At 43.8% G+C, this 13,095-nt stretch carries 5 protein-coding genes and 1 tRNA gene; 1 reads left to right on the forward strand and 5 read right to left on the reverse strand.

The window, feature by feature from the left end; all coding sequences use genetic code 11:
- Positions 1–150 precede the first annotated feature (150 nt).
- Together HY960_01175 and HY960_01180 are read right to left on the reverse strand one after the other, a co-directional pair.
- Positions 151–225 (reverse strand) — tRNA-Asp (locus tag HY960_01175).
- Between the two features lie 256 nt (positions 226–481).
- Positions 482–1,555, reverse strand: coding sequence for a Fic family protein (locus tag HY960_01180; protein MBI5214344.1), 1,074 nt, complete (start codon positions 1,553–1,555; stop codon positions 482–484).
- 140 nt (positions 1,556–1,695) lie between these two features.
- On the opposite strand from HY960_01180, the gene HY960_01185 reads away from it, so the two are divergent.
- Positions 1,696–3,933 (forward strand): tetratricopeptide repeat protein, encoded by a 2,238-nt coding sequence (locus HY960_01185; protein ID MBI5214345.1) that lies wholly within the window; start codon positions 1,696–1,698, stop codon positions 3,931–3,933.
- Positions 3,934–3,937: 4 nt separating this feature from the next.
- Here HY960_01185 and HY960_01190 read toward each other — a convergent pair whose 3' ends face one another.
- From HY960_01190 to HY960_01200, 3 genes are all read right to left on the reverse strand, one after another.
- Positions 3,938–5,533, reverse strand: coding sequence for a glycosyltransferase family 39 protein (locus HY960_01190; GenBank protein ID MBI5214346.1), 1,596 nt, complete (start codon positions 5,531–5,533; stop codon positions 3,938–3,940).
- 30 nt (positions 5,534–5,563) lie between these two features.
- Positions 5,564–6,301, reverse strand: a complete 738-nt coding sequence (locus HY960_01195; protein MBI5214347.1) for a glycosyltransferase family 2 protein — start codon at positions 6,299–6,301, stop codon at positions 5,564–5,566.
- Between the two features lie 194 nt (positions 6,302–6,495).
- Positions 6,496–13,044 (reverse strand): carboxypeptidase regulatory-like domain-containing protein, encoded by a 6,549-nt coding sequence (locus HY960_01200; GenBank protein MBI5214348.1) that lies wholly within the window; start codon positions 13,042–13,044, stop codon positions 6,496–6,498.
- Between the last annotated feature and the right edge of the window lie 51 nt (positions 13,045–13,095).

Genomic DNA, 13,095 nt, shown 5'->3' on the forward strand with positions numbered 1-13,095 from the left:
CAGCGTAACAAACTGCTTTCTCATCAACATTATTTCCACCCAACGTTCATCTTCCCTCCTCAAATGATTATTATTTTTGCGTCCCTCTCAAGATTCCTCTCTCTAAAATAATAAGAGGCTGTCCTTTTGAGACAACCCCATTATTCTTTGCGGGGCCGACGGGACTCGAACCCGCGGCCTCCTGCGTGACAGGCAGGCGCTCTAACCAAACTGAGCTACGACCCCTTTGAAATTCTTTTTGTATTCACCATTTTTTCTTCCACAACCTCGTTCGACATTCTCAAAAGTGTTAGGTGTTGTGTTAGGTGGTTCATTGACATGCAAATATAAGAAAAAGTACAGTAAACACAAAGCCGTTATTTTTTCTCATGTGTTGCTAATTTTTCAAATGAGGTTCTTATTGATTTGAGAAAATCCAATCTCTCTAATCTATTCAACGCCTCAGTGTTGATAAAAAGGGGATGCCTTCAATCTTTTCATCTCAACTTTTCAAGAGGTCTAAGAGAGATGTATTTACATAGAGATGATACTTACCGACAAAACTTTCCCGCAAAATCTTTGCTTGGACAAGTTCGTTCAGGTATCTGCTCGCCGTTCTATAATGGACATCTAATCGTTTTCCCAAATTCACGGGAGTCATGACCGGGTGAGAAAATAACGCTTCGACCAACTCTGCGGTATATATTTTTTTATGCTTTGTGCGAACATGTTCTCTTATCTTTTCAAGCAATTTCATAACCCGCAACAACGTATCCTTTGTTTGTTTGGCTTGTGAGTGGAATCCCTTGAGCATGTACAGAATGAACTCATGCCAACGCTGATGCGAATTGACTCCCTGTAGCAACGTGTAATACTCACCGCGGTTCTTGTTAATATATCCGCTGATATATAAAATCGGGAGTGAGAGAAGTCCCTGTTCCATTAACGAGAGAACCATCAACATTCTCCCTGTTCGCCCGTTGCCATCAGCAAAAGGATGAATTGCTTCAAACTGGTAATGTGCAATTGCACATTTAATAAGCGGGTCAATGCCATCCTCTGCATGAAGAAAATTTTCCCAATTCCCAATCAACCCTTGTATGTTCTGTGCTGGAGGCGGAGTGTAAAGAATTTCACCCGTTGTACTGTTGGAAATTGCATTGGGAATTGTTCGATACCCCTTTTTTGCATCAGGGAGAAGTCTGCTATGCAATCCCTGAACAAGACGGGTGGAGATTGGTATTTTTTTTATTTGTTCCGCTCCCCAAGAGATTGCTTCACGGTAGCGTAATACTTCTTTATCGAGCGGTCGTTGTTCCGCTTCAGGAAATAACTGCATCTGCAACACTTGTTCTACGGTCGTATTAATATTTTCTATGCTTGAACTTGCAACCGATTCCCTGATGATTGCGGGCGAAAGAAACAACATAGGATTCGGCACGGAAGAGGAATAACCATTCAATTCCCCTAGCTCAGTTCTTGCTCTCAACAAAACATCGAAGAACTGTTCATGTCTGAAATTGAGAGACGGGGGAAGAAACGGTAAATCAAATGGCACGGCCGGGACAAATTTCATATAGGACAAAATACGAAAAAATATTCTGTATCGCCATTGATATGTGACACCGTGTCACATATTTCTGCTGTTTTTCAAATAGAGGAACTCTATTTTCCTCTTGCATCAAAATTCATTTTCATTTTTTCCTATATTACAGCATGATATTACCGCTCAAAAATAATACACTCAGGCAACTTACAATTATTCTCCTATTAGTTGTTTCTACCACGCTCGCCTATTGGAAAACATTCGATAACAAATTCCTCAACTTCGATGACAGCGGATATGTTACAAAGAACGAGCAGGTGAAATCTGGATTGTCCTGGGAGACAGTTCGCTGGGCTTTCACCTCCGTGAAAGAAAGCAACTGGCATCCTCTGACGTGGCTTTCCCACGCGCTTGATGTTTCGTTGTTTGGCGTTGACGCGAAATATCATCACGCAACCAATCTCCTCCTTCATCTTCTCAGCACGATACTATTATTTCTTGCTGTCGAGCGAATGACGAAAGCTGTTTGGCAAAGCGCGTTCGTCGCGTTTATGTTTGCGCTCCATCCGCTCCATGTTGAGTCGGTTGCATGGGTTGCAGAACGGAAAGATGTTCTCAGCGGCTTGTTCTGGATGCTCACGTTTCTCGCGTATATACAATATCATAAAACTTCCCGAACGCAATGGTATATTTCTTCTCTCATTTTTTTTGCATTGGGATTACTTGCAAAACCGATGCTTGTCACCCTTCCATTCGTATTGCTCTTGGTAGATTACTGGGCGTTGAACCGTTTTCAACTTCCATTTGATGTATCGCCGAAAGAGAAAAAAAACAATCTCGCCGCGTTGCAACAATGTGTCAAAGAAAAAATTCCGTTGTTCGTTCTTTCGATTGCATCAAGCATCGTTACGTTCATCGTGCAGAAACAAGGTGGAAGTATGGCGGGAACTGTTGACTTATCGTTTTCCGACAAAGCGGCAAATGCGCTTGTTTCCTACGCACAATACATCCGCAAAACGTTTCTTCCTACCGACCTTGCGGCGATGTATCCACATCCCGGCTCTCAGTTACCATTGTGGCAAATTCTGGTTTCGCTCATCCTCCTCGGAGCCATAACTGCGTTTGTCTGGCGAAGGCGACGTGAACATCAATATCTTCTCGTCGGCTGGCTGTGGTTTTTCGGAATGTTGGTTCCGGTCATCGGTCTAGTGCAGGTCGGGTTGCAGGCAATGGCTGACCGCTACATGTATCTTCCGATGATTGGTCTTTCGTTCATGCTCGCATGGGGAATTCCTTCGCTCCTTCAACGATGGAAATTTCCTCGATTCGTTCTTCCTGCTCTATTTATAGTATCCTCTCTTTTGATGTTCGGAGGAACGTTTGTTCAAACGTCATACTGGAAAGACAGCAAAACATTGTTTGAACGGGCAATTGCCGTTACTAAAGATAATCACCTTGCGCATAACAATCTCGGCGCAGACCTTGCCGACTCTGGGAAACATGCTGAAGCATTAGTGCATCTTCGTGAAGCGTACAGGTTGAAACTGAACGGTGTTTTGATTCGAAGTAACTTAGCACGCTCGTTAGTTGCACTCGGCGAGCGTAAAGAAGCGCTTGAACATTACAAGTTTGTTCTTTCTCAAATCGGAGACGACCCAGCTTTGTATTCCCGCATCGGGGATGTTCTCGCCGATGAAGGAAGAATTGCGGAAGCGATAGTGCATTTTCAAAAAACTCTTCAAATGGATTCCCTCGATATTTCGACACGATGTAAGCTCGCGAAACTGTACACACAAGTTTCAGAGATGGAAAAAGCGAGAACGGAATGTTCTGTTATCTTAACGCATCAGCCGAAAAATTCGCTCGCGCACGATATTCTCGGTACCATTGCCGGAAGCGAAGGAAAATACGATGAAGCATTGAAAGAATTTTTGATTGCGCTGGAACTCGATTCATTGAACAGTGAAGCGTATCTCGACCTTGGAATTCTGTACGAAAAAACCGGGAACATTGATGGCGCGTTTACAGCATACGAGAACGCAATCCGTATCAATCCCCAATTGATGGATGCAGAATACAAACTCGGGACACTATTCGCGCAGAAAGGTAAGCCGGTTGAAGCAGAACTCCACTTCAGGCGTTTAGTGGAACTTGAACCGGGAAATAATAAGAACAGAATTGACCTCGGAAGAATTTATACTATCAATAATAAATTTGAAGAAGCAGTCCTGCAATTTACGGTAGTGTTATTGGCAGATTCACATAACATTCTGGCGCATTATCATTACGCAAACCTTCTTGTAAAAACCGGACAGATTGAAAAAGCGAAGTACCACTTTTCTGAGGCGGTCAGAATTGAGCCGTCGTTTCAACCGGCTCAGGTTGCGTTGCAACGACTTTCAGAATAACACGTCACTGATTGTTCGGGGAGGCAGTAGATATTTTTCTCTTGTACACCACAAGACTGCTCTGCTGATATTGATTTGTCGTCAGAGAATCTTCCCATTGCTTTGATTGAATATCGAACCCGCCTTTTATTTCATACTCATTCTTCAGCAATTGATTCAAATACGCTAAGATGAATTTCGGACTTTGCTTCTGTGTCAGCCAACTGTTTTTTGAACGGGAAAAGACAATCACTTCCGGCGGATGTTCCTGCAAATCCCGTATCGTTTCCTGCTGGTACTTCAACACAAACGGAGATTGAAGCATCAGCGGATACATGATGACAAACCGTGTCGGGCTTTTTCGTTTGGCATAAAAATAAATCTCCGGTTCGGAACCGGCAACAAACACAACATCGTCCGGCGTGGAAAGCGCCTTCACCTTTTCTGCAACGATTCCCGCTTCGTTGAACGGATTCATCGTACCGTAGAACCATTCAATCATCTCTGCGGATGATTTGGAATATTGAGGAAGGATTGGCAGCGTTACCAGCACGATGACAACAGCAAGAACGATATTTTTTTTCAGAGCAGAATGCTGTGAAAAATATTTTTTGAACTGTTCAAAGAATGAATTCAACGAGAGCGCACTGATGATTGCCAAAAACGGGACCACGATAAAGTAATAATGTCCCGCCGCGCTTTTGTAAATCGTCAGCAAAGAAATCAACAGGAGCGATGAAGAGAACCACCACTTTGCCGGACGACGAATCAGAAAAAAAATCAAGAGCAGAATCAGAATCCACCAGTTATTGAAAAACTCTTTGAGAAAGAACATCGCCGGACCGAATCCTTCAGTGGCAAACTGCGCAAAGTACCAGTTATATTCCACTGCACACTCCCAGAATGTTTTTCCCGAATCATGCAGAAGAAACGGTGATAACAAAACGAGCGAGGAGATGACAAATCCGCCAATAGCGAAGAGAGCAGACCGAGCATGAACAGTTTGATGTTGGTTTCGTCTGCGCGATTCAAAGAACCAGACAAGAAAAACAAACGCACAAACTGTAATTGAAATCGGTTTGAATAAAATTGCAAGCGCACTGCAAACTCCGGCGACGAACCAAAGCAGTCCATCATTACTCCATGTTCTGTGGGAATAACAGAACAAAACGCCAAGCAACGGAAGCAACATAAACACTTCCGTATTTGCGGCGAAGGGCGAAAGGACAGGCAACGTAAGCATCGGAGCCATGAGCCAGACCGAAACAATTCCTGTCCATCGGTTGAATTCACGGGAAACGAGCAATCCGGTGAGCAGTAGCGTAAGCACTAAAGAGAGTGTCGCGAGAATTCTCGGCGGAAGAATTGAATCACCATCGAACAACTGACCGAGCATGTACGTGTAAATTATCATCGGCGGTTTTTGGAGAAACGAATTCTCATACGGCATAATGTTTTGTTGCATCAGCCATGCGGAGTATGCGTATTCTCCTTCATCGCGTTCGAACGGCATTGTGAAACTGTGCCAGCGAAGAAGCAAAAAGAACAAAAGTCCGCCGAAGATGGCAAGCCATTGCGCCGTTGAAAATTTTTCGCGGGGAAGTTGCCGGGCGTTACTCACCGATGCTCATAGTTAAATCCGTACACGATTTTATTTCGAGAAGAAATATTTTAATGCCGTCCACACAGTTCCAAGTCCATAGCGGATACTTCTCCGAAAATTGATGCTTGAACTTTCCGGAAAGTATCTTACAGGAACCGGAATTTCTCCAATGCGAAATCCCTTTGCAACAATCTGAAACATCACCTGACTATCGAACACGAAGTCATCGGAGTTGCTCATAAAGTCAATTTGTTCAAGCACTTCGCGTTTGTACGCTCTCATTCCTGTATGCCATTCAGAAAGATTCTGTCCACTGACGATATTTTCAAACAACGAAAGCAAACGGTTGGCGACGTATTTATATTTCGGCATCCCTCCAGCCAATGCTTCCTTGCGAGAACGAATTCTCGAACCCAACATCACATCGAAATATCCTTCCGAGATGTAACTGACAAAATACCGGATCAATTTCGGGTCGTATTGATAATCGGGATGAAGCATGATGACAATATCGGCGTCGCGCTCTAAAGCAAGCGTGTAACATGTTTTCTGATTACCGCCGTAACCTTTGTTCCGCTCGTGACGATGAACGAACATGCCCAACTGTGTTGCAACTTCGACCGTTCTGTCATTACTGCAATCATCCACGAGAATCATTTCGTAAACAAGTCCCTTCGGGACATCGTTGACAGTTTGTTCAAGTGTTTTTTCGGCATGATAGGCAGGAAAAACGACAACGACTTTTGGATTCGTTGTTTGAGGAGAGAGCGGTTGGTTTTCAGTCATAAGCGGATTGAAAATACCAACTCATCTTCACATATCAAAAAGAAAAAGCTCGTAAACAAAAAAAAATCCCGTCCTGCATTTCTGCAAGACGGGATAATTTTTCTCTGATTGGATTCGTGGAGTGTTGGAGTCTTGGAGTAACTTCTCGATACTCCAGAACTCCAATTCTCCATTATTCCTTTACTCCATTGGTACTACCGCACCAACATCATCTTCTTCACGCTGTTGAAGGTATGTTTGATACCATCGGCATCAAGTCCTTCCGCTTCGAGACGATAGAAGTACACGCCTGTGGGGAGACTTGTCGCGTCAAATTCGATTTCCTGAAGTCCTTCTTCAAGTTCCTGATTGTTCAACAACGAACCGATTTCCTGACCGAGAAGATTAAATATCTTCAACGTCACGTTCGACGGAACCTCAAGTTCGAATTGAATCATCGTCATCGGGTTGAACGGATTCGGGTAGTTTTGTTCTAACCGATACGTAAGCGGTTGAACATCGCTCTGCCCGAACTTTCGCTCGAACCGTTGTAATGAGAACGCGACTTCCGGTATGCTGTGCAAGTACGATGCTTTGTACAATGATTTTCTTCCTTTTACTGCCAAGGGCTTTGTCGAAATTGTATCAACGACAGCATTCGTAGTCGAAAGACTCTTTGAAAGGTCTTGTGAGAATTCTTTATTCAGTCGCAACATCACACTATCGAGAACCCGTAAATAGGATCTCCCGTAGCGATAGGTTGTATCGGAAACACTTGCACTAAGTTTGACTATTTTTCGTCCCATCGTTAATACCGTGTCATAGAAATGAGAAATCTCTCTCAATGTCTTTCCGACGAGTACGCTATCACTGAAATCTGCATTCTTCGGACAAGCATACACCAGTTCGCCATACCCGGGTGTTGTGATGCCCAGGTCGCTCGCCGCGATGTTTGTTTTGAATGTAAGGAATAGAATTTGACCGTAGTTCAATGCATTTCCTATTTCTGATTCAGCAACGTTTTCACCGTACGCAGTAATATAATCTGTCGGATATTTCTGCTTTTGTTTCCTACTGTCATACTTGAGTTTTTGATCATTATACAACCAATGCTTTGCCGCGCTTGCTTTGTACGGGTGTAAAGCATCTAATTTGTAATAATACCATCCATAAATGAGCGAACTATCCGGACGTTCAACACCAGCAAGCATATACCCTGTGGGTGAATCGAACCCGCGATTTATATGGACGGAATCCCGCACGTTTCCACCGGTCGGTTTTTTCGCAAATCCGCTCTTCTGTCTTGCACCGGCTGATTTATTATATTCACGAACAGTAAATGTTCTGAACTTTGTTGTATCAAGAATAAAGAAGTTCCCGAACACATATCCGCTTTCATCTTCATTACTTAATAACTGGAATGAATAAGGATTTCCGTTTGCCGGTTTTGTTTGTCTCCAGTATGAATCACCTGCTTCTTTCAATGTATAGTTGTCTGCCGGTACCGGGTCGAATGAGAAGTTTCCATTTTCATCCGTCACGGTTGTCTCAGGGGCAGTATGGGAACCGACGAGAACAATTTTCTGTCCTGCAAGATATTCTTCGCAGACTTCATCAAACGTCCCGGTGCTGTCGTAGTCACGGAATTTGTAACCGCTGACTGTACCAAACTGAACATTGGCAAAATCTTTTCCGGCATAAACGCTTCCGCTTGTCACAGACAACGTATATGAATCTGTTGAAGGAATCGTATGATACCAATCATCTGAAGGTTGAACTTCACTTACATCATACGTTCCGGCTGTTAAACCACCGAAACTGTACTCACCGTTTGCATCGGATGAATCTTCCGCAACGAGTGAATTACCGTTCCAAAGTTGAATGAGCCAACCCTGAAGCGTTGGTTCGCCTGCATCAATGGTCGAGTCGCCATCGGTGTCCTGATACTTCGTTCCACTGATAGAACCGAGTTTGAAGTTAGCAAAATCTTTTCCGCTCACATTCGAGCCGGAAGAAATCGTCACAGCGTATGAACCTGATGCGGGGATAGTCTGAATCCATCCCGACTGTAATACTTCACTCACTGTATATGTTCCGGGCGCGAGATTACTGAACATGTAATCACCATCGCCGGAGGTTGTATCTTTTGCAACCAATGTTTCACCGTTATACAATTCAATCACCCAACCGTTTAAAGTCGGGTCGGATGCCGTTACGCTATCGCCTGCAATGTCTTCATATTTCTTACCGGAAATAGAAGCCGGTTGGTAATTCATGAATGTTGCATCGGCGATGCTTACCGAACCGGATTGAACTGTTACCGAATGTGAACCGCTTTGCGGGAATGAACGAATCCATCCATTCTGCATTTGCTCGGTGATTGTCCATGTGCCTGCATCAGAAGGACCGAAAGTGAATGAACCTGTTCCGTTCGCGTTTGTTACAACTGTCTTTGTTGAAACGCCTTTCGTTGCAACAATCGTCCAACCGGAAAGTCCTTGTTCGTTATCATCATGTATACCATCACCGTCTGAATCCCCGATTTTCCAAACCGGAAGTGAGACACTCTGGAAATTACCAAAATTAACACCCGATACATTTTGACCGGCAGTTAAGTTAATATCTGCAGGATTTGTACTTGTCTGTGTCCAACCATTCTGTGCAACTTCACGAACTGTATATGTTCCGGAGGTAAGATTGCTAAAAGAATAATTTCCATTTGCATCGGTTGTAGCAGAAGCAGTTGCAGAACCGGTCAAGTTGATGACCCAACCTGCCAATCCGTTATCTCCTTCATCCCGTGAACCGTTGCCGTTTTTATCATTGTACTTTGTACCGCTGATGCTACCTTGAAGAATAGTAACATGCGCTGTTACAACACTGTCACATCCATTTGCCGCAACATATGCGTGGCTGTAATCACCAGAGCTTGTGACCATTTGACCCCATGGTAATTCGTATGGATTTTGTTCTGTACTTACTGAAAATTCAGTAGCAGCACCGTAATTGATTGTGATGTGTGCAGTCACTGTGCTGTCACAACCATTTGAGCCGACAAACTTATGACTGTAATCGCCGGAGGTTGTTACCGTCGTATCCCACGGGAGTGAATAGGTATCACATGCCGTTGCAGAAAACTCTGAACTTGTACTGAGGTTAATTGTCACGTGTGCGGTCACTACACTATCACAACCATTCACAGTCTGATATGTGTGTGAATAATCTCCTGAAGTTGTTACCGGCTCACCACCCCAAGGTAGTTCATAACTATTACATGCGGTAGCAGAAAATTCTGTGCTGACATTCGGATTGATAGTCACCTGGGCAACAACAACGCTGTCACATTCATCTGAGCCGGAATATGTATGCGTGTAATTACCGGACTCGGAGACTGTTCCGCCCCACGGCAACGTATATAAACTGCAAGCAGAAGCAGAGAAATACGTAGTCTCCGGTTCACAAACAATTCCTATCGTAACTGAATCAGATGCATAGTTGTTTGCTTCGTCCCATTCATCAATGCTCAGCGTCGGGTCAATGTATGCATAAAATTGCATCGAACCATTTGGCTGAATTGCAGGAATCGTATATGTCAGATTGACTGTTGATGATGCACCGATAGGAAGATTGACATACGAATCACTTCCAATCTGAGTTCCGGTTGTAAATGGATTTCCCGAATAGAATCTCACGAGAGCGTTACTAACATTGCTGTTAGAAGTAGCATCATTCTTGAATGTAGCGGAGAGATGAATATCACTTCCGGCATTCACGGCATTTTCGGTAATGGCGAACGATTCTACATACAAATCTTTTCGTGAAGCAACAATTGTGATGTACGCGTTGTTGCTGCTTGAATCTCCATGCGAATCATACACACGAAGTCCGACCTGACCGTTGTATTCGTTGGCAAAAACAACCGTTGCAGTGTCAGTGTTTGCATCTCCATACATACCGTCACCATTTGTATCCCAGTTGTATGCAACAACGGAATCGTTCGGTGCATCGGGGTCGTACGATGTGGAGCCATCCAGAAGAATTGGTTCTCCCACTCTGCCTGCGTATGCCGGTGCCCCGCCTGGAGGAATAGCAACTGCAACCGGTGCATGGTTGGCTTCATTAGAGATAACAACTGTCGCTGTTTCCAAGTCATATAGTGCTGGACTACTATTGTCTTTGACACGTAATGTAATTGTGTACGTACCGTTTGATGCGTATCCAGGATTTGTCGGGTTCAAACCAACTGCATCCGGAGATTCAAAATCGGTTCCATCTGCGGCATCAAAATCCCAGAGATACTCGATAATTGTTTTTGAAGGATCTAAATGATACGAGTTAGAACCCTTCACCTGAAACGCTGTGTTCGGTGGTTTCGAACTTATTGGGTCAATAACTGCAATTGGCGGAGGTACGACAACACCTTGCGTGAGGACAAGAACACCAAATGCTGTTCCCATATTTGTGGCGCCGTTCACCCAGTAATAATCATTCCAACTTCCATTTGCTTGCTGACCGTTGGTAGGATGGTGAAGAAGGACATCACGATATTCCTCGTACCAGTTGTGTGAACCGACGTTTGTTACACCTGTTCTGTTATCAAGGAGTCTCATACCTTTTGTAACAGAATACATGGCGTACATATTTCCGTTTTTATGGTCCGGGCTCTCGTGATACGTACCAGCATCCCAATTGTTATCTAAAAACGAGATAGCATTCACCACAGCGGCATTTGAGGAATTAGCGCCGATAGAAACAAGAGAGACAATTCCAGCACCCGTCTTTGCAATATTGAGCCATTCGGAACCACTGGTATAACCAAACCCACCGTTCGCGTTCTGTGAATATTGTAACCAAATCAGTAATTCATCTTTGACAAACTGAGGAATTGTCATGCCCCACGTGCTTTGAGCCGCTTCGAAAACAAGCGCACTCCATTGCACCGCAGAGTTATCACTACTACCATAATCGGCAGTGTTAATATTATAGCGCCAACCGCCCCGTTGATTACCACTTTCGCTTTGTGAATATGCGAGTTGGTCAATTGCGTCAACCATGAAAGCGTAATAAGATTGTCCTGCATGAGGACCGTTTCGAATAATATCCGCCTGTGCGCTTGCGGCAGTTCGATGAGCGGCAACAAGTGCGAGTAAGCCGACACCGTTTGCATAGTTGTCATAATTTAAGTATGCACCGAGTCCATCTCCATCAGAATCAGGATTCCCTGCGGTCTGGGCAGAGATTGACATTGTAGAAGAGAGATTAAGCATATAATTTAATCCCATGCGGACAAATTCTGCATAAATATCCGTGTTAAAATCGTTTGTCGGTAAATGTCCGTTTTCTTCAAATGATAGTAAGGGCAATCCGGTTGAACCGATGTAACTGTAAGAATCTCCGGTCCATGAACCATTTGGTTGTTGATTGAGATATAAATAGAGTAACCCGTGTTCAATTGCCATGTTCGTTTCAATCTGAGGCGTTGAAGCGGCATAAATACGAATCGTTGATTGGTCAACATCCACTGCGTTCACTGCATCCTTCACAGTCAGTGTCATTGTACGCGTTCCTGCAGTTGTGTATGTGTGCGGCGCGCCAATAAAATGCGGATTGGATACTGTTCCTGAATCTATGTTACCATCGCCGTAATCAAGCCAATATTGGTACGGTGGCGTTCCTCCATCAACATTTCCCCAAATAGTTAATGCCTGATTTGCAAGACCGTTTCCATACGCGCCATTGACGCCATAACTCGGCATCGTGTTGACACGAAGCGGCGGCTGCCAGTTACCGAAATTGCGGTTTGAGTGTGTACTTCCATTAGTGACATTGATGGTAAAGTTATTTCCGGGGAGAGATTGTTCCCAGCCAGCCTGAAGTTGCTCACCGAGTGTGACACTACCAATAACGGGCGCGCTGATTGAATAATCACCATTCGCATCTGTTGTATCAAAGTAGGTGTTGTTGACATGAATAACCCACCCTGGCAGACCTGGCTCACCGGCATCTTTTACGCCATCACCATCTAAGTCATGAAATTTAACACCGGAAAATGTGCTGGGTTGTAGCTGGTAATTTCCGAAATTATATCCGGGATAATTATTGTTATCATAAAAAAGAGGATAATTATAATAACCTCCGCTCGGATTCGATACTAACCAACCGGATTGAGTGGTTTCAACTACGTAAACATAGTCATATCCATAATAGAATGGTGAGAACGTAAGCGTGTAATTTCCGTCAACATCGGATATAGCAGAATAGCTACCACCCGAATAATAAGGATATGCATTAATAGTCCATCCTTGTAAACCAGATTCACCTGCATCTTTTACACCGTTACTGTTAAGGTCATTGTAGACAGTTCCACTAACCGTTGCTCCAACAAGGGATGTGGTTTTAGATTGACCAACAGATTTTCTTAACTCTAACTCTTTTGCTTCATCTAATTTGACAGCAAATTTACTTCGCGCTTCTTCTAATGAAGGTTGTTGCGGTTGCTGTTGAGATTGAGGTTTCGATTTGAACCGCGCGTTAAATTCATCTGCCTTTTGTTGAGCAGATACTGCTTTCGCTTGATAGAACTCTTGCCATAATTGGTCGGGAGTTTTATCCGGCTGTGCGGGAGGCTGTGGTTTTTGCGTATAACCATTCAGCAACTCCCTTCCCTTCCCTAGGATTTGATCGTTTTGTTGCGCTGACGTTGTGGTTGTAAACAACACGACAACCATCAAACAACAAAGTATAAATTGAAAGAACTTTTTCATGAGACCCTCATTAAAGAACATTGAATAATATGGTGATTTTGAAACTAAAAC

Source organism: Ignavibacteriota bacterium (genome assembly GCA_016212665.1).
Taxonomy (GTDB): domain Bacteria; phylum Bacteroidota; class Ignavibacteria; order UBA10030; family SZUA-254; genus FW602-bin19.

Bases quoted from the DNA above. Each gene is read 5' to 3' on its own strand.
- HY960_01195 (MBI5214347.1), bottom strand. From the start codon at position 6,301: ATGACTGAAAACCAACCGCTCTCTCCTCAAACAACGAATCCAAAAGTC.
- HY960_01185 (MBI5214345.1), top strand. From the start codon at position 1,696: ATGATATTACCGCTCAAAAATAATACACTCAGGCAACTTACAATTATT.
- HY960_01200 (MBI5214348.1), bottom strand. From the start codon at position 13,044: ATGAAAAAGTTCTTTCAATTTATACTTTGTTGTTTGATGGTTGTCGTG.
- HY960_01180 (MBI5214344.1), bottom strand. From the start codon at position 1,555: ATGAAATTTGTCCCGGCCGTGCCATTTGATTTACCGTTTCTTCCCCCG.